Genomic DNA, 19,136 nt, shown 5'->3' on the forward strand with positions numbered 1-19,136 from the left:
TCTCATAAATCAAAGTCCGGTTCAGGCCATCACATTTGCCAAGAACCGGACCTAAAGGAATAAAGACATGATCAACATCAACGCTTTCATCAATGACGAATCCGGTGCCGTGACGGTCGACTGGGTCGTTCTGACCGCAGCCCTCGTGGGCCTTGGCCTGGCCGTTATGTCGGTCGTGTCCGGAGGCATCGAGGACCTGTCGACCGATATCGGCCAGGCGCTCACCGATACCGATCCGCTGACCAATCCCTTCACGAGCAACACGACGTTCACTGAAACTCCGTCCGGCGGCTGATACGTCCCTAGCGGCAAAGCAAATGACGCCCCGAAGCCTTACGCTTCGGGGCGTCTTTTTCGTTCTAGCGCGGACTTGAGGCGGCCACGGGATAACCCGGACCCGTCCATCGTATTGCCGCATTCCGGAGTTAAACCGGAAACGATCGCCCTGCAGTCGCCAGGGTATAGTGTTTTTAAAAAGGATGTATCCGATGCGCCTTATCTTTGGCCTCCTGCTACTCGCCGGTCTTGGCTTGGCCGGCTTTGCCGTCAACACCGCGAAGGATCGTTTCAACCAGTATCAGAATGCGTTGGTCCGCACCCAACAGGCCGTCGTTCCGGTTCGCGACGTCTTCGTCGTCAAGCGCCAAATGAGCTACGGTGACGTTCTTGGTCCCAACGACGTCCGGGCTGTATCGTGGCCTGCGGACGCCATTCCGGACGGCACTTTCAATTCGCTGGACGCCATCTTTCCGCCGGACAATGACGGACAGCGCACCGTCCTGCGCGTGATGGAGCGGGACGAAGCAATTCTGCTGACCAAGGTGACGAAACCCGGTCAGGAAGCCGGTCTTGCCACCTCGCTGACCCCGGGAATGCGGGCCTTCACCCTTCAGGTCGACGTGAATTCCGGTGTCTCGGGCTTCCTGCGTCCGGGCGACCGTGTTGACGTCTATTGGACTGGCGGCAGCAGTGAGGGCAGCGTGACGCGCCTGATCCATGCAAACCTCCCCCTGATCGCGATCGATCAAAAAACCGACTCGGAGCGCAGCGGCCCGACCGTCGCCCGCAACATCACCGTGGAGGTCACGCCGGAAGTCGTCGCAAAGCTTGCACAGGCACAGGCGACAGGTCGTCTGGCATTGGCACTTGTTGGTGTGCGTGATGAGACGGAATCGCCCACCGTTGAAGCCACGCTGGACCAGATATTGGGGCCAAGAGAAGTGGCACCCATCATCCAACGCCAGGAGGCCTGCACCATTCGGACGCGAAAGGGTGCCGATGTCGACCTGATCCAGATCCCTTGCACGGAAAACGGCTGAGGCTGAGATTGACACCACCAGCCTTCGTATCGACTGGCTTGAGGCCGCGTTCCCAAAAGGACCGCGGCCTTTCCCTTGCGTCAGAGTGGCACGTTTCGGAATGTGACCCAAAAGCGGCAAACTGTGTCCGAAACGTCGGACATTCAAATCAATCTGGCCGTCTCGGTTGCAAAAAAGCTCAGTTCTGGCATCGTAAATCGAGTGCGGGCGTAAGATCCGTTTATTTTGGGCAGCGTGATCAGAGAGGCAGGTCACAATGAAATTTCGTACTATCCTAAGGGCAACAATGCTCGGGGTGCTAGTATCTGGCACTCCGGCTGGGAACGCTTACGCCCAGACCCTTCAAATAAGCCAAGGCACCACGCAAACCGCACTGCGGGTTCCGCTGAACCGTGCAATCGTTTTGGAGTCCGACGTCCCCTTCGCGGAATTGTCGGTGGCGAACCCGCAGATCGCGGACATCGCAACACTCTCGGAGCGCACCGTCTATGTGCTGGGCAAGCTGCCCGGCCGCACGACGCTTACGCTTCTGGGGCCGGACGGTCGCCTGATCACCAACGTGGAGGTTCAGGTCACGCCGGACATCGCCGAGTTCAAGGAGCGTCTTAGCGAGCTGCTGCCCGGCGAACGGATCGAAGTCCGCACGGCAAACGACGGGATCGTGCTTTCGGGCATCGTGTCGTCGGTACAAAAGCTGGACCAGGCCATCGAGATCGCGGAGCGCTATGCCCCCGACCGGGTTATGAACCTCATGGTCGTCGGCGGCACACAACAGGTCCAACTGAAGGTGCGCTTCGCCGAAATGTCGCGGAACGTGGCAAAGGAACTTGGCGCACAACTGGGGATCACGGGAACCGACGCGTCTTTCACGCCGTCTACTGGTGCCGTTGCGAACAGCGCCGGGAAACTCGACCTGAGCTTCGGAATAGACTCCGCCAACTTCCGGATTTTGCTCGAGGCACTTGAAACGAACGGCGCATCCCGAATCCTGTCGGAACCGAACCTGACCGCTCTTTCGGGGCAAACGGCCAGTTTTCTTGCTGGCGGTGAGTTTCCGATCCCGTCCGTCGACACGGACGGGAACGTCGGCGTAGAGTTCAAGCCGGTTGGCGTTTCTCTCGCCTTTACGCCGACGGTGGTCGACGACGACATCATCAACCTGGTTATGGAGAGTGAAGTCTCCTCCATAGATAAGGAAAATGCTGTCAGAATTAATGGTGGCGACGTCCCAGCGGTTAGCTCTCGCCGTGCGTCCACAACAGTTGAGATGCGCGATGGTCAGAGTTTTGCGATCGCTGGAATTCTGCAGGACGATTTCCGAGACGGCACGACGCAGGTGCCGTTCCTCGGCGACCTTCCCATCCTTGGTGCCCTTTTCCGGTCAGCCAACTACAAGCGCGAGCAGACTGAGCTGGTGATTATCGTGACGGCGCATCTGGTGCAGCCGACCACCGCCGGAGCTTTGGCAGTTCCGACGGACCGCATCCGCCCGCCGACGGAAAACGAATTGTTCCTTTATGGTCGTGTGACGGCCGGTCAGACGCGGACCCAAGCGTCCACGCGGAGCGGAGAAACCGCTTCGCAGGACTTCTCGGGCAACTATGGCTACGTGATGGAGTGAGATGATGAGCAATTTTTCAACCACACGACGACTGCTCCTGACCGGCCTTGCCGCCGGGGTGTTGACGGCCTGCACCGGCACCCGGTTCAACCGCGTAGCCGGGGCCGAAATCGACGAGGGCGGGTTTGGCGACCCGACCATGCGCAACATGCTGGTCATGAACGGGGAGGCCCCTGCCCTGAGTCATCTGGGCGCACGGTTCGCAGCCGAAGTGCCCACGACCATCAACTTCGCGTTCAACAGCGTCGTCCTCGACGCGACGGCGCGCGCAGTCCTGGATCAGCAGGCGAACTTCATACGAACATTCCCGGAAGTTCGCTTCAGCGTCTACGGTCACACCGACAAGGTCGGCTCCGACAGCTACAACCAGCGCTTGGGCCTCCGACGCGCTCGAGCTGCCGTGGCGTATCTCGAACAGCGCGGGATTTCTCGTACCCGCCTTGAAGCCCTCGTCAGTTTCGGCGAAACGCGCCCCCTCGTGCCGACACAGTCGCAGGAGCGCGCAAATCGTCGGACCGTTACGGAAGTGTCGGGGTTTGTTGCCGACAACCCCTTGGTTCTGGATGGGAAATACGGCCGCATTATCTATCGCAACTATTCCAGCGGCAATGTTACCGCACCCACGGCAGCCGATACCGGAAGCGTGTCCACCGAATAGACCAGCGGTCGATCAAACCAGAACCAGGAAAACAGTCAGCGGCCCCGCAGTTACATGCGGGGCCGTTTGTATTTTGACGAGCCTGAGCCATTATGGCCAAGTTTTGATGCCGATGTTTCCAATAATTTCATCTTTTCGGTCCAATTGTTGCCTGAATTGCCGGGCAAAGATTGGGTGCGGAGGCGTTCCCCCGTGACCGACGTGCTGGATTATCGGCCAGCCGCCCGGCCTAGATTGAACCCCAGGTAGGGGCCCGAATTTTGCCCCCGAAGGGGTGCCGATAGAATGTGTGGTGATGTCCGATGGCGAGCAACCTTGCCCTTCTTCCCGAGCCCGAACCGCTTCGCGCCGTTACGGTATCGCGCGATGTGCAGGAATTTGACCTGCTGATCGAGGACATGGAAGCCGAACTCGGCGAAGCATGGGGTGACCTGGACTTCGTGGAGGCAATCGCGTTCCTGCGACAGGACGAAGCGGCAAAGCTTGAGTTCATCGTAATCGCCGCCGACGTCCAGGACGAACCGCATCTGCCACAGGTTGCAGATGTCATCCGCCAGGCCAAGCGTGCCGGGCTGAAGGTCATCCTTGTTGCCGATGGCCTGGGCCCGATGTCCCTGCACGAGTTGCTGCGCGCGGGTGCCGATGATTTTGCGCCCTACCCTCTCCCTGAAGCGGCCCTGCATGACGCCGTGGCCCGCCTTAGCGCTCCCGGCAGCCGCAAAGGAAATGCCGACGTTTTCAAGCGCGCGGGGGCTGACGCAGCCGACGTGATCAACGCCGAAAATGTCGGCAACGAAGCAAAGCTCCCCGCACGCACGACCACCGGTGGTGGCGCGCATTCGGAAGGTGCAATTTTTGCCGTCCAGTCCGCCGCCGGCGGTGATGGCGGAACGACGCTGGCCGTCAATCTCGCGTGGGAGCTGGCAAATGCCAGCAAGTCGGATGCCCCGAAGGTCTGCGTCATCGATCTGGGTCTGCAATTCGGTTCGGTCGCGACCTACCTCGATCTGCCGCGCAAGCCCATGATTCTGGAAATTCTGTCCGATGTATCGTCCATGGACGAACAGGCCTTCCGCCAGGCCCTAAGGACCTACAAGGACAAGGTGAGCGTCTTCACGTCGCCGGCCGACATCCTGCCGCTGGATTTGATCGGCCCGGAAGACGTGGTCGGCCTCCTGACCCTCGCCCGCTCCTGTTTCGACATCGTGATCGTCGACATGCCCAACACGATAACCGGATGGACGGATACCGTCCTGAGCCAGTCGGACCTGTATTTCGTCGTCTGCGGAATGGAAGTGCGCTCGGCTCAGAACGCCCTCCGGTTCCAGAAACTCCTGAAGTCAGAAGGCCTGCCGGTCGAACGGATGACCTTCGTGTTGAACCGAGGCCCAGGCAAGATGGATATGACCGGCAAGGCGCGCGTCAAAAAAATGGCGGAGGGCCTGGACGTCAAGTTTCATGCCGTGCTGCCGGATGGCGGCAAGCAGGTCACCGAAATAAACGACCAGGCAGCGCCGTTGAGCACAATGGCCCCGCGCAATGCCCTGGCTAAGGAAATTCAGAAACTGGCTGGAAGTTTGTTGGAGGCCCGCGAGGCCATCAACACCGGTGCTGCCCCGAGCAGTGCCAAGAAACCCGCCAAAAGGGCGATCTTCGGCCTGAAATTCGGCTGATAGATCGCAAGGATCCGAGCAATGTTTTCACGTTACAAGAAACCACAAATCGATGGTGCGAAGCCGATCGATGCGCCCCAAGGTCCCGAAAGCGAGGCTGCTGACACCAAAAAGCAGGAGCCCAAAGTCCCACCGGCACCGGCCCCAAAGGTGCCCAAACCCAAGGCACCCGCGGCACCACCGCCGCCCGACAAGGACATGAAGCGCCGTGAGCGGATCGAGGAGCTGAAGACCGAGATGCATCACAGGTTGCTCGACAACCTGAACCTAGGCGCGATCGAAAAGGCCGACCCCACCGCCCTGCGCGGTGAAATCATGTCGATCACCGGCGAAGAGCTGTCGGACATGGGCGTTGTTCTGGGTCGTGAGGACCGGGACACCCTGAATTCCGAATTATTCGACGAAGTCATGGGCCTCGGCCCTCTCGAGCCGCTTCTGAAGGACGAAACGGTCAACGATATCTTGGTGAACGGCCCGCATTCGATCTTCATCGAACGCGACGGTAAGCTTCAAAAGTCGGAAATCCGCTTCAAGGACGAAAAGCACCTGATGCGGATCATCGACAAGATCGTGTCGGCTGTGGGGCGGCGAGTCGATGAATCGAACCCTTATGTCGACGCGCGCTTGAAGGACGGTTCGCGCTTCAACGCAATGGTCCCTCCGGTGGCCGTGGACGGATCGCTGGTCTCTATTCGTAAGTTCAAGAAAGAGAAACTGGCCGTCGACGACCTCGTCAACTTCGGTGCCTTCACCGAGGAAATGGCGACCTATCTGCAGGCCGCCGTTGCCTGCCGCCTGAACGTCATCGTCTCGGGCGGTACCGGCTCGGGCAAGACGACCACATTGAATGCCCTGTCGTCTTTCATCGGCAACGCCGAACGCGTTCTGACGATCGAGGATACGGCCGAACTCCAGCTGCAGCAGGATCACGTGGGCCGGATGGAAAGCCGCCCGCCCAACGTCGAAGGTAAGGGTGCCGTTACCCAGCGTGACTGTTTGCGCAACGCGCTGCGCATGCGCCCCGATCGCATCATCGTGGGCGAAACCCGCGGCGAGGAAGTCATCGACATGCTTCAGGCCATGAACACAGGCCACGACGGTTCGATGACCACAATTCACGCCAACAACGCGCGCGATGGCATCAGCCGCCTGGAAAACATGATCGCAATGGCCGGCATCGAGATGCCGCTCAAAGCCGTTCGGGCACAGATTGCCTCGGCCGTGAACCTGATCGTGCAGGCGTCGCGCCTGCAGGACGGCTCCCGTCGAATGGTATCGATCACAGAAGTCACGGGTATGGAGGGTGAGGTCATCACCCTGCAGGAAATCTTCCGGTACGAGCGGATGGGTCTTCAGGAAGACGGCAAGATCATCGGCCGCTTCACCGGAACCGGTATCCGAAGCCACTACTCCGACCGTTTCAAGGCATGGGGCTACGATCTGCCCGCCTCCATCTACGAACCTGCGGGAAACTGAACCATGGAACTGTCAATTGAACCACTGATTTACATCGCGATTTTCGGCGCAGTCTTCATGTCGATCGGCGGCATCTACATGCTGGTGTTCGGCAAGTCGATCAAGTTGAACAACCGGGTGAACCGCCGGCTCGAGATGCTGCAAAAGGGCCAGACGCGTGATGAGGTCATGGCCCAGTTGCGCAAGGAAATGTCCCAGCACGACGGCGCGAAATCCATTCCGCTCTATTCGCTGCTGGCTGAAAAAGCGCAGAAGGCCAATCTGGCATTCACTCCGGGTATGTTGATGGGCGTCATGGTCCTCATGGTTTTCATGTCATTCTTTCTGATGACCATTTTCACGCAGGCGGTTATGCTGATCCGGATTCCACTGGCGCTCTTTATCGGGATCGGTGGCGTTTACTTCTGGGTTAACGGTCAGGCCAAGAAACGCCTCGCCCTGATGGAAGAGCAGCTTCCCGACGCGGTTGAACTGATCGTTCGAAGTCTACGCGTGGGTCACCCGCTGAACTCGGCAATTGGTATCGTGGCCAAGGAAATTGCCGATCCTTTGGGATCAGAAATGGGATTCATCGCCGACGAGGCCGCCTATGGTCGCGATGTGCCCGAAGCGCTGCGTGCCTTGGCCGAGCGGGTCGAACTGCAGGATCTTCGCTTCCTGGCGGTCGCCGTGGCCATTCAGCAGAAATCAGGTGGTAACTTGGCCGAAATTCTAGAAGGCCTTGCGAGAGTTGTCCGCGCGCGATTTAAACTGTTCCGTAAGGTCAAGGCAATCACCGCCGAGGCACGCTGGTCCGGTGTATTCCTATCGGCATTCCCTGTTTTGGCGGCCGTAGGAATCAACGTAATGAAGCCGGACTACTACTCTGAAGTATCTGAAACTGCTTACTTTATACCGGCTGCTGCCGTGGTGATCGTGTTCCTAATTGTCAACGTGATCTTCATGCGCATGATGGTCAACATCAAGGTCTGAGGTCACTATGTTCGACGCAATCTCCCTCATGGTGACCGATACGCTCGGGCCCGACGGCTGGATCTACATCGCCGGTGGTACCGGCCTGATGATCGTCCTCCTGATGCTGCCTTTGGTACTCAACAAGAAAGTTGAGCCTATGGACCGCATCGCGCGGGAGCGCAAAGGCGTCGTTCTGGACGAAGATGAGAGTGACGCGAAGCTGTCACGCCACGGAACGCGCAATGAGCATCTGGCAAAATACGCACAGTATCTCGACCCTCAAGACGAGGACCAGGCGTCGGCCACCCGCACAATGCTGATACGTGCAGGGTATCCACACAAGGATGCCGTGCGGACCTTGACCGCCGCACAGTTCCTTTTGGGGTTGGGCCTGCTGATGCTGGGAGCGGTGTATACGCTGTTCCTAACAGCCGATGACGTGGCTGCGCACATGAAATTGATCTATACAATGGTGCCCGGCGCACTGGGTTATTACGCACCGAAGTACTGGGTGCAGAAGCGGGTTGCCAAGCGCCAGGAAGAAATTCAAGACGGCTTTCCCGACGCGCTCGACCTGCTCCTAGTATGCGTCGAGGCGGGCCAATCGCTTGACCAGTCGATCATTCGCATGGGGACCGAGATCGAACCCTCATACCCCGCGTTGGCTGGCGAGTTCTTGATGGTTGCGCAGGAAATGAAGGCTGGCAAAGATAAGTCGGAGGTTCTGCGCTCGATGGCGGATCGTTGCGACATCAAGGACATTACGAGTTTCGTGACCGTTCTGATCCAGTCGCAAAGCTTTGGCACGTCGATTGCGGACGCCCTTCGCGTCTACGCTGACGAGATGCGGGACAAGCGCGTCATGAGAGCGGAAGAAAAGGCGAATGTCCTTCCGACCAAGCTGACCGTTGGAACAATGATGTTTTGTGTGCCGCCCCTGCTGATAATCTTGATCGGACCGTCGCTACACGGTATCTCAGAAGCACTATCCGGAACGAGCGCATTCTAATGATCGAGCGGCTGTTAGCCCTTCTGATTGCTGGTACAGTCCTATCTGCCTGCCAATCCGGCATCGCGGGCCGCAGTGCGGTGACGGACGATCCGCTGACCGCTCCTGGATTTGCGCGTGGCGACGACGTCGTGGATCCGTTGATCGTCGGGGATCGCCTGCTGGCGGCCGGCGAAGCCGAACTGGCCTTGGACAGCTATGTTCGCGCGGCCGCGGGGTCAGGGCTGACGCCGGAAATCAAAGGAGCGATGGCTGGAGCGAACATCAAGCTCGGGCGTCTTGGCCAAGCCGAGCGCCTTCTTCGGGATGTCGTCGCCGTCGAACCCCGGAACGGCGAAGCCTGGAACAACCTTGGCGTAGCGCTTCTTGAACAGGGAAAGCACGGCGAAGCGTTGCGTGTCTTCGAAACTGCGTTCGCATTGCAACCCTCGCCGGAAATTCTCGATAATCTACGCATCGCAGGTGCGAAAATCGAAAATGGCGGCTATGGTTCTCAGAAGGATGGAGCGTTCACTCTGACGCGGCGGATCAACGGGGTCTATGACCTCAACGCCCCGGATGGACAGTTTCCATAAGAGGCGAAGGCATCGAGCAGAAAAGGACGCAAAATGCGCCACCCTAGCTTTCTCGCCCTCCTACTAGGAGGCACTGTTGCGCTTTCGGCCTGTGGCCAGATGGGGCAAACCGACGTAACCCGCGCTGTCAGCGGGGCCGCCCGTGCGGAGGCTGACAGCATTCGCGAAATCATGCTGACCGTCGCGGATCCCCGCGAGGCGGTAAGCTATTTCAAGCGGCAAGTGCAGGATGATCCCGACGATTTGGACAAGCAGCGTGACCTGGCCGGAGCTCTTATCAAGGCGGGTCGCACGACCGAGGGCAAGCAAGCCTGGCAGTCGATTGTTGATAGCGACGGGTCCACAAACGAAGACCTCGTATTCCTTGCCGATGCAATGATCCGGGGGTCCGAATGGCCGGCAGCAAAGATCGTTCTCGATACTATCCCCCCAACGCACGAGACATTCGCCCGCTATCGCCTCGAAGCAATGGTTGCCGACAGTAATCAGCAGTGGACCCGCTCCGACAGTTTCTATGAGACGGCGATCGGGCTGACGACTACACCTGCGGGCGTCCTCAACAATTGGGGCTACTCCAAACTTACGCGGGGCGACACCGAGGCGGCCGAGCGGCTCTTTATCGAGGCTATTACGTACGACGAGGGGCTATTCACGGCGAAGAACAACCTGATCTTGGCGCGCGCCGCGCGGCGGGTCTATTCCCTGCCGATTGTGCCCATGACGCAGGAAGAACGCGCGCAGCTTTTGCATACTGCCGGTCTAGCTGCCGCCAAACAGGGTGATGTCGATATCAGCCGCAACCTCCTCCAGGATGCGATCGATACCCACCCGCGTCATTTCGAAGCCGCGGTTCGCGCGCTTCAGGCGCTCAACGGGTAAGGCTCGCAGATGGAGTTGTTTTCTGATCTCGCGATCACACGGATGCAGGCTCTCGTTTTCGGCCTGCTGACCTTTCCGATTACCGTCTGGATCGTCTGGACCGATCTGTTCGAGATGAAGATCAAGAACGAAGCCGTTTTGGCAATGCTGGCAATCTTTGTCTTCGCCGGCTTCTTCCTGATGCCCTTCGGAGATTACGCTTGGCGGTACCTGCATTTCGTCGTCATGCTTCTGATTTGTTTCGCCCTTTCGGCGACGATCGGAATGGGGGCCGGTGACGCGAAGTACATCGCCGCGGTGGCCCCTTTCATTGCGCTGGATGATACCGGTTCGATTGCTCTGCTTTACGCGATCTGGTCGGTGCTCCTGCTGGTAGGAATGTTCATCGCCCGCCGCAGCGGGCGCTTGCGCCGCGCGAAACCCGACTGGATTTGGTTTTCCGACGATCGAAAGGGCTACGTGCCATTCGGACTGGCGCTGGCACCAACCGTCTCAAGCTATTTCCTATTCGGCTATCTCGCCGGAGGACCAAGGGTTCAGGAATCCTTAAGCCTCCTTCCCTAGGACTGAACGAACTCAGAGGATCCGCCCCATGAATATGCGTCCCGATCCCACCGTCTTGGGCGTTCCCGCCCCCGAGCAGCCACGCAACCTGTCAGATACCGGTCTGACCGGAACGATGATGCGGGATATCCTGCTCAAGACGATGTTTCGCAAGTCCGTCGAAACCACGCGCGAGGTGTCCGAGGCGATCTGCCTGACCACCGGCCTGACGCAGCAACTGATCGATCAGGCGCGCGATGCCGGCCTGATGCAGGCAACGGGAACAATGCACGCCGGATCATCCGGCGAAATGGGGTTCCAACTGACCGATGCCGGCAAGGCCCGCGCCGGCGACGCGCTTTCGCAGTCGGAGTACTATGGCCCAATGCCGGTCCCGCTTGAGCGGTATAAGTCCCAGGTCAATCTGCAATCAGTCAAGAATATCCAGATTACACGTCAGCTTTTGATCCAGTCGATGGGGCACCTGATCCTTCCAAGCGGGCTTCTCGATCAACTTGGTCCTGCGGTCGGCTCCGGCCGTTCGGTTCTCATGTACGGCCCGCCGGGCAATGGTAAGTCGTCGATTGCCGAAGGCATTCGCGCCGCATTGGGGGATAACATCTGGATCCCATATGCCATCGAATACGCCGGACAGGTCATCACCCTTTTCGACCCGATCGTGCACACACCGGTCGTGCAGGAAAGCAGCGTGAACGAGTTGCGCAAGGTGAACACCCGCGTGGATCGTCGCTACCTGCTGTGTCAGCGCCCGACGGTCATGACGGGCGGTGAATTGTCGCTGAACATGCTCGATCTGAACTACAATGCCACCGCGCGAACATATCAGGCCAGCCTGCAGCTAAAATCCTCAGGCGGCGTGTTCATCGTGGACGACCTTGGCCGTCAGGCAGAGCCGCCGCAGAAGATCATCAACCGTTGGATCGTCCCGATGGAGATGGGCTACGATATTCTTGCGCTGCAATCAGGTGAGAAATTCGAGGTGCCGTTCGACACGCTTGTTGTGTTCTCGACCAACTTCCACCCAAACAAGATTTTCGACCAAGCCGCCCTGCGCCGAATTTTCTTCAAGGTGCTGATCGACGGGCCGTCACAAGCAGAATTTCTCAAGATTTTTGCCATGGTTGCAAAGAAGAAGAAGTTCGAACTCGACGAGGCGTCCCTCGTTCACTTACTCAAGAAGAAGTATCCCGAGATCAATAACGTCTACGCGAACTTCCACGGGGTGTTCCTGATCGATCAGATGATCGCCGCGTGTGACTTCGAGGGCCTGCCCTATCGAATGACGCCGGAACTGATTGACCGGGCATGGGCCAACCTCTTCGTCGAAGAAATCGAGATCACGCACTGATCTCTTGGAGAGTTGCGCGCATGCACATTATTGCAGGAGCGGTTTCGCAAACAAAGTATTGAACGACCCGATTGTTGCCTAATTCCGTCCCTAGTCTGATTTTTGTCAACGTCCACATTGTGTGGCCCCCAGAAAGGAAAGACAAATGACTGACGGCTCGGAAGGAGGACCAGTCAAGAATATGATCGCCCGTTTCGCTATTCCGGCGATCGTAGCAGTAGGCACAACAGTAACAACAGTAGTTGCACTCGGGCAGATGCCCGCATCGACTTTGACGGCCGAGAACGCCGCCGTCGAAGCGGTTGCAAGCATCGAGTTCACATCATTTTCGGAAGGTGATGTGACCCGCACCATCGAAGAGGCCTGCACCATGACAGGGTGTGACGACGCAAGTCTTCACCCAATGATCAAGACTTACGCGTCGCAGATGGATGTCGAACAACTGGATGCCGCGCGTTGGGCTCAGGTACGCCTCTTGACCCATGGCATGCAGACCATGAAATCGGCGACCCCCGGTTCAGAAGCTGCCGCCAAGGCCCAGATGGAACTGACGGCGGCTGCGCGGATCGCGCATTACTACACCAAGCAAATGCAAGCCAAGCGCTGAGACCGGTTTCCGCGCCTGATGTATGGTTTTGTCCCCCGCGTATGCCCGTCGGCATACCGGGGACACCCCCTCTCCATTAATAGTCTGACAAGCCCGTGGTTCCGTGCCGCAGGGTGCCCCATTTTTGCCTCATTTGGGCCATAGCAATTTTGGCAACGCGCGAAAACAGCGCGACCGAGGCATCAAGGTACGACAATGACGGACTTTATCGAAGGCCGACGCGCGCGCCGCGTCAGGACTCTGCTATTACCGATGGTAATGGCGGCCGGCGCGCTGGTCGCTTGGCTGATCGTACTCAACGATCTCAACGGTGCCCCCACGGACTACGTGGCCCTCGACCCTGCTTCATTCGAAGAAATCGAATTTCTTGCCCTCGCCGACCAGTCTGCGGCCCCAGCCTTGCGTACTGCCCTGACGCGGGCCTGCGATTTAAACGGCTGTGAGGCGGATGTGCTGCACCCGATGATTTTGGCATCGACCGCCCGGATGACACCCACTGAGTTAGAGGCAGCACTGGACGCGCAGGGTCGTGCTCAGAGTGAAAGCCTAGCTATTCGCAATCGTACCTTGCCCTCCTCGGATGAAGCGCGGATGGCCGAGATGGAAATCCGCGCTGCCGAACAGATCGCTGCCCTCTATGAGGCAGAGTTGGCGGAGCGCTGATCCCCTCACCGTTCGGCTTTCGAAATCGGTGCGGTTCCGGCCCAACCTCCCCCTTTTCGCGAAACTAATCCGTTTAGCAGGATCAAGCGGCATATACCTCGTAGTATGCCCTTTTCTCTGGGCCGGCGGATATTACCTTGAACTTTATGGACTTGCCCGCCTCTCTCGCCCATTATTTTTCCGATCGCGGCTGGTCGCTCCACCCTCATCAGGCCGAGATGTTGGACCGCGCGCATGAGCCGTCTCTGTTGCTGATTGCACCGACCGGCGGGGGCAAGACGATGGCAGGTTTTCTGCCGACCCTGGCGGAACTGGCCGACGGGGCGCACGATGGGTTGCACACGCTTTATATCAGTCCGCTCAAGGCGCTTGCAAACGACATCAAGCGCAACCTGCGCGGCCCCATCGAAGAGACCGGCCTGCCCATCCGCGTCGAGGATCGCACCGGCGACACCAGCCAGACGCAGCGCAGACGCCAACGTGCCGACCCACCGGACATCCTGCTGACGACCCCGGAAAGCCTGGCCCTGATGATCAGCTACCCGGACGCACAGCGCACGTTTGCAGGCCTAAAACGGATCATAATCGATGAAATTCACGCGCTGGCCGAAGGCAAGCGCGGTGATCAGTTGATGCTCTGTCTATCGCGGCTTCAGACGCTTGCCCCGGGCCTGCGCCGGGTCGGTCTTTCGGCGACGGTTGATGACCCCGCGGTGATCGCCCATTACATGGCCCGGCATCCCGACCCCTGCCCGATCTTGCACGCCGACCCCGGCCCGATGCCAGACATTGCGATGCTGGAGACAACGGATGCCCCCCCTTGGGCGGGGGCCGGCGGGCGCTATGCCATCCCGGATGTTCTGGCCGCGGTGAAGGCACACAAGACAACGCTGATCTTCCATAACACCCGAGCGCAGGCGGAGATCTTCTTCCGCAACCTATGGCTCGCCAACGACGAGGATCTTCCGATCGGCATTCACCACGGGGCGCTGTCCAAGGAAGCACGGCTCAAGGTCGAGGCCGCGATGGTCACGGGGCAGTTGCGTGCGATCGTGGCGACGGGATCGCTGGATCTTGGTATCGATTGGGGCGACGTGGACCTTGTGATCCAGATCGGAGCCCCGAAGAAGGTCAAGAGCCTGGTGCAGCGGATCGGTCGGGCCAACCACCGCTATAACGCGCCGTCCAAGGCACGGCTGGTTCCGGCCAACAGGTTCGAAGTGGTGGAATGCATTGCGGCGCTACAAGCCGTGCGCGACGGGACGCTGGACGGCGATCTGCGGCTGGACGGGCCACGTGACGTGCTCTGCCAACACATCGCATGTGTCGCCTGCGCGGGTGATTTCGATGCAGCGACCCTGTTCCGGGAGGTCCGCAGCGTCGGACCCTATGCCACGCTCAGCCGCGCGGCCTTCGACGATTGCCTGGATTTCGTGGCGACGGGTGGCTATGCGCTGCGGGCCTATGATCGCTATCAACGCCTGAAGCAGCGCGCAGACGGGTCTTGGGGTCTGCGCGACCCGCGATCAGCCCGGCAAATCCGGATGAACTTGGGCACCATCATCGACACTGACACGCTCAAGGTCCGCTACAAGGGACGCGGTGGGCTGCCCTTGGGAGTGATTGAGGAGGGCTTTGCCTCCACGCTGACCAAGGGCGACACGTTTCTGATGGGCGGCAAGGTCGTGCGGTTCGAAGGCCTGCGGGAATTGATCGTAGAGGTCAGCCCGAACCCCAGCAAGGAACCCAAGGTCGCGACCTTCATGGGATACAAATGGGCCACGTCCGTTCATCTGGCCGACCGAATCCAGCACATCCTGCATCATGGCGATTTCAGCGCGTTTCCCGATCACACGCGCGACTGGCTGAACCTGCAGCTGGAACGCTCGCGGATGCCCGAACCCGGTCGTCTGCTGGTCGAAACCTTTCCCCGGGACGGGCGCGAACATATCTGCCTGTATGGCTTTTGCGGGCGCAATGCGAACCAGACACTGGGCCTGTTAGTGACGCGTCGGATGGAGGAAGCAGGGCTGGACCCACTGGGTTTCGTTGCCACGGATTATGCTGTTCTGATCTGGGGATTGAAACCGGTCAGCGATGTCGCACCCCTTCTGGCAAACAATGGAATTCGCGCGGCTCTGGACGGCTGGCTTCAAGGAAATGCGGTAATGAAGCGAACGTTCCGAAATGCCGCGATCATCGCCGGGCTGATCGACCGGAACTATCCGGGCAAACGCTCATCGGGGAAACAGGCGACGTTTTCCTCCGACATCCTCTATGACACGCTGCACCGCTACGATCCGGAGCATTTAATGCTGCGGATCACCGAGGAGGAGGCGATGCGAGGTCATATCGATTTCGGTCGGGTCGATCTGCTGCTTGAAACGGTGCGCGACCGCATCGACCATGTTGCGCTGGACCGCGTATCACCCCTGGCCGCCCCCCTGTTTCTGGAAATGGGCAAGGTGCCCATAGAGGGAAAGGCCGAGGGTCGGATGATGCAGGACGAAGCCGCCCGCCTCATGGCAGAGGCCGGTCTGCCGCCGGAATAGGCGCGGTGTCACGATTACCTTGAACAACCTCTACGGGCGTGATCCATCTGGAACATGCGCGACAACCACACCTTCACCTTTGCGGGCCACACCATGGTCGCACGCGCGTCCGGTGCGCTGCATTGGCCGGCGGAGGGCTTGTTGGTGGTCAGCGATTTGCATTTTGGGAAATCCGAGCGGATGGCCCGTAACGGCGGCGCGCTTCTTCCGCCATACGAGGTGCAGGACACGCTGACCCGGCTGGACGCTGATATCGAAGCCACGCAGCCCCATGCCGTAATCTCTCTGGGCGATACCTTCGACGACATGATGGCCGCTCACCACCTGCAGCCCGCACACCTTGACTGGATCAAGGCATTGACCCTTGGGCGCGACTGGACTTGGGTGACCGGCAACCACGATCCTGCGCCGACAGGATTGGGCGGTGAATCCGCTGCAACAGTATGCTGTGCCGATGTTACTCTCCGGCACATTGCAAGCGGCGACGCGCAGTTCGAAATTTCGGGGCACTATCACCCCAAGGCCAGCCTGCGGATGCGGGGCCGTGCGGTATCGCGACGCTGTTTCCTGCGGGATGCCGCGCGCATGATCCTTCCGGCCTACGGCACCTATACCGGCGGGCTGCAATGCCACGATCCGGCACTGACACGCTTGATGGCCCCTGACGCGCGGGCCATCTTGGCCGGGTCGCCGATGGTCGAAATCCCGATGCCCCGTTAGACCCGCCGTATGCGCGCGCTTCTCCCTTTTGTTCTGGTGCTGGCTGCCTGTCAGCCAAACGCGACGCTGACATCCGGACAAACCTACCGCGACCCGACTGCAATTATCGCGTCCAAGGCTGATTTCGATCTGACGGCCTTTGCCGGCGACTGGCACGAAGTTGCGCGATTTCCCGGCAGTGCGGGGTGTGCGGGTGCGCAAGTGCGATTCACCATGTCGGGGACGGCGGCGCTGCGCCAGACCGTCCGGTGTTCGTATGGCAGCAGCAGCGAAGGAACTGTACAGGTCGCGCCGCTGGGTCGGCTTATCATTGCAGATGCATCGGGATCTGCACCTGTCTGGGTGCTTTGGGCGGACACCGGGTATCGGACGGCTATCCTCGTCTCTCCGGACGGAACCGGCGGGCAGATCCTGAATCGCACCCCCGCATTGCCGGTGGATCGACTGCGCGCGGCGCTGGAAGTTCTGGATTTCAACGGCTTCGACTCGGGGGCGCTGGTATTTCCGTGACGTGGAAATCTGACCACAAAAGACTCAATTTCAAAAAAAACGAATCATTCGCGAATCAGTGTTTGACCTATGATTCGCCAATAGGCTAAGAATTGCTTATCGGCCGGGCAGCGGCTTAAAAAAGACTATAAAACAGTCGGTAAGATTGGGGCAGACATGTTGGGGACGTGTGCGGGAGCACAAGTCATTTCCACAGTTCAGGCACGGGTGGGCGGTAAATTTCCGTCCGCCCGAACGCCCTATATCGTGAATACTTCTTTTCGCTGGTTTGGCGCGCCAATTCGCTTGGATGGGGCACGTGCGGCCCTCCTGCTGAACGGGGCCGAGGGCCAGAACGAGTTGCGCTCCCGTGTTCCCCAGACAATCGCAAAGCTCAGCCGCGGACGGGGCAGCAATGCCGTCCCGTTGGTTCTGACTGATCCGACCGAGGACCCGGACGCCCTGATCGTGACGGATGGCACAGACCGATGGGCGGCACGCTTCGTGCCCGTCGCCCACGGCGAGGCCTTGCTGATGTTCGACGACGGCCTGCCGCCCGCGAACACCGATCTGAAAATCGCGCAGGCCCCGACGGTTCAATTCGACGCAGGCACGGACAAGAAGACACTCTGCTTCACGGCGGGCACGGCAATCGAGACGCCGGACGGTTCGCGCGATGTGGAAGACCTTTATCCCGGCGATATGGTCAGCACGCGTGACAATGGCCCGCAGGAAATACTTTGGATGGGCCTGCGCCGGATTTCGGGCGCACGCATGTTCGCGATGCCCGCCCTGCGCCCCGTGCGGATCAAGGCCAATACATTCGGCACCCACCGCGACATTACCGTCTCGCCCGGACATCAGATTCTGTTGACCGGCGATGCGCCACGCGCCCTTTGGAATACGCCCGAAGTCCTGGTCCGCGCGCAGCATCTGATCGACGACCGCCGCATCACGGTGGATCATTCGGCAACTGATGCGCACTATCTGCACATCCTGACGCGCAAGCATGAGGTGTTGTGCGCGAACGGATTGTGGACCGAAAGCTTCCATCCCGGCGAAGCCGATCTGGGCCATGTGGACCCCGGCGATCTGGAGGATCTGCTGGATCAGGTGCCGGGCATCGACATCGACGATACGGCCTATGGCGCGCACGCCCGCCGCTGCTTGTCGGCCGCCGAATTGGCGATCCAACAGCACGCCGGCGCGCCACGTTATCTCAGGCCCTGATCCGCTCTGTGTTGACACCTGACTACCCCGGTTCTATGCGGGCCCTTCATTGGTGTTGGTGGGCCCCGCAAGGGGACTCCTGTCAGGGTGCAGATCACCCAGAGGACAACGCCCTTCACGCGCCGTAAGGCGCACTCAGAAGGAGATCAGCCGTGACCAAACGCACGTCTGCCAAGTATAAACTCGACCGCCGCATGGGCGAAAACATCTGGGGCCGCGCCAAGTCGCCCGTTAACCGTCGTGAATATGGCCCCGGCCAGCACGGTCAGCGCCGCAAGGGCAAGCTGTCGGACTTTGGTCTTCAGCTGCGCGCCAAGCAGAAGCTGAAGGGTTACTATGGCGACCTGACCGAAAAACAGTTCAAGCGCATCTTCGCCGAAGCCGCCCGCGTCAAGGGTGACACCGGTGAAAACCTGATCGGCCTGCTCGAGCGTCGCCTGGACGCCGTCGTGTACCGCGCCAAGTTCGTGCCGACCATTTTCGCCGCGCGCCAGTTCGTGAACCACGGCCACGTGACCGTGAACGGCCAGAAGGTGAACATCGCCTCCTACCGCGTAAAGGAAGGCGACGTGATCGCCGTTCGCGAGAAGTCCAAGCAGCTTGCCGTCGTTCTGGAAGCCACCCAGTTGGCCGAACGTGATGTCCCCGACTACGTCGAGGCCGACCACTCCAAACTGACCGCGACCTTCGTGCGCACCCCCGGCCTGAGCGACGTCCCCTACGCTGCCGTGATGGAACCGAACCTCGTCATCGAATACTACGCGCAGAACTGATCTGCGTTGGCGAGTCGTCCCCGGCT

Annotated in this window: 19 protein-coding genes; all 19 read left to right on the forward strand. The window is 59.7% G+C overall.

All coding sequences use genetic code 11. The features are described 5' to 3' along the window. Nucleotides 1–67 precede the first annotated feature (67 nt). The 19 genes from BLV27_RS03085 to rpsD all read left to right on the forward strand — a co-directional run bounded on the left by BLV27_RS03085 (nucleotide 68) and on the right by rpsD (nucleotide 19,110). A complete protein-coding gene (locus BLV27_RS03085; RefSeq protein WP_092642237.1) occupies nucleotides 68–295 on the forward strand; it encodes a Flp family type IVb pilin in 228 nt (75 codons plus the stop codon). A 193-nt stretch (nucleotides 296–488) separates the two neighbouring features. Continuing rightward, nucleotides 489–1,319: a Flp pilus assembly protein CpaB gene (cpaB, locus tag BLV27_RS03090; protein WP_092642240.1), complete on the forward strand. Its 831-nt coding sequence runs from the start codon at nucleotides 489–491 to the stop codon at nucleotides 1,317–1,319. A 256-nt stretch (nucleotides 1,320–1,575) separates the two neighbouring features. Then, nucleotides 1,576–2,940, forward strand: coding sequence for a type II and III secretion system protein family protein (locus BLV27_RS03095; RefSeq protein WP_092642243.1), 1,365 nt, complete (start codon nucleotides 1,576–1,578; stop codon nucleotides 2,938–2,940). A gap of 4 nt (nucleotides 2,941–2,944) precedes the next feature. After that, nucleotides 2,945–3,598 (forward strand): OmpA family protein, encoded by a 654-nt coding sequence (locus tag BLV27_RS03100; protein WP_092642964.1) that lies wholly within the window; start codon nucleotides 2,945–2,947, stop codon nucleotides 3,596–3,598. A gap of 302 nt (nucleotides 3,599–3,900) precedes the next feature. After that, complete coding sequence (locus BLV27_RS03105) at nucleotides 3,901–5,271, forward strand: CpaE/TadZ family protein (protein WP_092642246.1); 1,371 nt, start codon at nucleotides 3,901–3,903, stop codon at nucleotides 5,269–5,271. Between the two features lie 21 nt (nucleotides 5,272–5,292). Further along, the gene (locus tag BLV27_RS03110) at nucleotides 5,293–6,747 is read left to right on the forward strand and encodes a TadA family conjugal transfer-associated ATPase (RefSeq protein ID WP_092642249.1); all 1,455 of its coding nucleotides are present in this window, start codon (nucleotides 5,293–5,295) and stop codon (nucleotides 6,745–6,747) included. A gap of 3 nt (nucleotides 6,748–6,750) precedes the next feature. After that, nucleotides 6,751–7,719: a type II secretion system F family protein gene (locus tag BLV27_RS03115; RefSeq protein WP_092642253.1), complete on the forward strand. Its 969-nt coding sequence runs from the start codon at nucleotides 6,751–6,753 to the stop codon at nucleotides 7,717–7,719. 7 nt (nucleotides 7,720–7,726) lie between these two features. After that, nucleotides 7,727–8,710 carry a type II secretion system F family protein gene (locus tag BLV27_RS03120; protein WP_092642256.1) on the forward strand — a complete coding sequence of 328 codons (984 nt, stop codon included), beginning with the start codon at nucleotides 7,727–7,729 and terminating at the stop codon, nucleotides 8,708–8,710. Continuing rightward, nucleotides 8,710–9,285, forward strand: coding sequence for a tetratricopeptide repeat protein (locus BLV27_RS03125; RefSeq protein ID WP_092642260.1), 576 nt, complete (start codon nucleotides 8,710–8,712; stop codon nucleotides 9,283–9,285). Before BLV27_RS03120 ends, BLV27_RS03125 begins: the two co-directional genes overlap by 1 nt. A gap of 33 nt (nucleotides 9,286–9,318) precedes the next feature. Next, nucleotides 9,319–10,164 carry a tetratricopeptide repeat protein gene (locus BLV27_RS03130; RefSeq protein WP_092642263.1) on the forward strand — a complete coding sequence of 282 codons (846 nt, stop codon included), beginning with the start codon at nucleotides 9,319–9,321 and terminating at the stop codon, nucleotides 10,162–10,164. Between the two features lie 15 nt (nucleotides 10,165–10,179). Further along, nucleotides 10,180–10,728, forward strand: a complete 549-nt coding sequence (locus tag BLV27_RS03135; protein WP_170831334.1) for an A24 family peptidase — start codon at nucleotides 10,180–10,182, stop codon at nucleotides 10,726–10,728. A gap of 28 nt (nucleotides 10,729–10,756) precedes the next feature. Continuing rightward, nucleotides 10,757–12,076, forward strand: coding sequence for an ATP-binding protein (locus BLV27_RS03140; protein WP_092642268.1), 1,320 nt, complete (start codon nucleotides 10,757–10,759; stop codon nucleotides 12,074–12,076). A gap of 145 nt (nucleotides 12,077–12,221) precedes the next feature. Beyond that, the gene (locus tag BLV27_RS03145; RefSeq protein WP_092642271.1) at nucleotides 12,222–12,683 is read left to right on the forward strand and encodes a hypothetical protein; all 462 of its coding nucleotides are present in this window, start codon (nucleotides 12,222–12,224) and stop codon (nucleotides 12,681–12,683) included. A 195-nt stretch (nucleotides 12,684–12,878) separates the two neighbouring features. Beyond that, a complete protein-coding gene (locus tag BLV27_RS03150) occupies nucleotides 12,879–13,346 on the forward strand; it encodes a hypothetical protein (protein WP_139176543.1) in 468 nt (155 codons plus the stop codon). Between the two features lie 146 nt (nucleotides 13,347–13,492). Further along, nucleotides 13,493–15,898, forward strand: a complete 2,406-nt coding sequence (locus BLV27_RS03155) for a ligase-associated DNA damage response DEXH box helicase (RefSeq protein WP_092642276.1) — start codon at nucleotides 13,493–13,495, stop codon at nucleotides 15,896–15,898. Nucleotides 15,899–15,952: 54 nt separating this feature from the next. Beyond that, on the forward strand, nucleotides 15,953–16,618 hold the full coding sequence (gene pdeM / locus BLV27_RS03160; RefSeq protein ID WP_092642279.1) for a ligase-associated DNA damage response endonuclease PdeM: 666 nt from the start codon (nucleotides 15,953–15,955) through the stop codon (nucleotides 16,616–16,618). A gap of 9 nt (nucleotides 16,619–16,627) precedes the next feature. Then, on the forward strand, nucleotides 16,628–17,128 hold the full coding sequence (locus BLV27_RS03165; RefSeq protein WP_092642282.1) for a lipocalin family protein: 501 nt from the start codon (nucleotides 16,628–16,630) through the stop codon (nucleotides 17,126–17,128). A gap of 285 nt (nucleotides 17,129–17,413) precedes the next feature. Next, entirely contained in the window at nucleotides 17,414–18,337 is a 924-nt protein-coding gene (locus BLV27_RS03170; RefSeq protein ID WP_170831335.1) for a Hint domain-containing protein, read from the forward strand. Between the two features lie 152 nt (nucleotides 18,338–18,489). Then, nucleotides 18,490–19,110 (forward strand): 30S ribosomal protein S4, encoded by a 621-nt coding sequence (gene rpsD / locus BLV27_RS03175; protein WP_092642288.1) that lies wholly within the window; start codon nucleotides 18,490–18,492, stop codon nucleotides 19,108–19,110. Nucleotides 19,111–19,136: the final 26 nt, after the last annotated feature.

The organism is Jannaschia faecimaris (assembly GCF_900107415.1).
Classification (GTDB): Bacteria; Pseudomonadota; Alphaproteobacteria; order Rhodobacterales; family Rhodobacteraceae; genus Jannaschia; species Jannaschia faecimaris.

Excerpts from the sequence above, each read along its gene's own strand:
- BLV27_RS03165 (WP_092642282.1), top strand. The coding sequence starts at position 16,628 with ATGCGCGCGCTTCTCCCTTTTGTTCTGGTGCTGGCTGCCTGTCAGCCA.
- BLV27_RS03120 (WP_092642256.1), top strand. The coding sequence starts at position 7,727 with ATGTTCGACGCAATCTCCCTCATGGTGACCGATACGCTCGGGCCCGAC.
- cpaB (WP_092642240.1), top strand. The coding sequence starts at position 489 with ATGCGCCTTATCTTTGGCCTCCTGCTACTCGCCGGTCTTGGCTTGGCC.
- BLV27_RS03110 (WP_092642249.1), top strand. The coding sequence starts at position 5,293 with ATGTTTTCACGTTACAAGAAACCACAAATCGATGGTGCGAAGCCGATC.
- BLV27_RS03115 (WP_092642253.1), top strand. The coding sequence starts at position 6,751 with ATGGAACTGTCAATTGAACCACTGATTTACATCGCGATTTTCGGCGCA.
- BLV27_RS03145 (WP_092642271.1), top strand. The coding sequence starts at position 12,222 with ATGACTGACGGCTCGGAAGGAGGACCAGTCAAGAATATGATCGCCCGT.
- BLV27_RS03140 (WP_092642268.1), top strand. The coding sequence starts at position 10,757 with ATGAATATGCGTCCCGATCCCACCGTCTTGGGCGTTCCCGCCCCCGAG.
- BLV27_RS03105 (WP_092642246.1), top strand. The coding sequence starts at position 3,901 with ATGGCGAGCAACCTTGCCCTTCTTCCCGAGCCCGAACCGCTTCGCGCC.
- pdeM (WP_092642279.1), top strand. The coding sequence starts at position 15,953 with ATGCGCGACAACCACACCTTCACCTTTGCGGGCCACACCATGGTCGCA.
- BLV27_RS03100 (WP_092642964.1), top strand. The coding sequence starts at position 2,945 with ATGAGCAATTTTTCAACCACACGACGACTGCTCCTGACCGGCCTTGCC.
- BLV27_RS03130 (WP_092642263.1), top strand. The coding sequence starts at position 9,319 with ATGCGCCACCCTAGCTTTCTCGCCCTCCTACTAGGAGGCACTGTTGCG.
- BLV27_RS03150 (WP_139176543.1), top strand. The coding sequence starts at position 12,879 with ATGACGGACTTTATCGAAGGCCGACGCGCGCGCCGCGTCAGGACTCTG.
- BLV27_RS03095 (WP_092642243.1), top strand. The coding sequence starts at position 1,576 with ATGAAATTTCGTACTATCCTAAGGGCAACAATGCTCGGGGTGCTAGTA.
- BLV27_RS03085 (WP_092642237.1), top strand. The coding sequence starts at position 68 with ATGATCAACATCAACGCTTTCATCAATGACGAATCCGGTGCCGTGACG.
- BLV27_RS03155 (WP_092642276.1), top strand. The coding sequence starts at position 13,493 with ATGGACTTGCCCGCCTCTCTCGCCCATTATTTTTCCGATCGCGGCTGG.
- BLV27_RS03125 (WP_092642260.1), top strand. The coding sequence starts at position 8,710 with ATGATCGAGCGGCTGTTAGCCCTTCTGATTGCTGGTACAGTCCTATCT.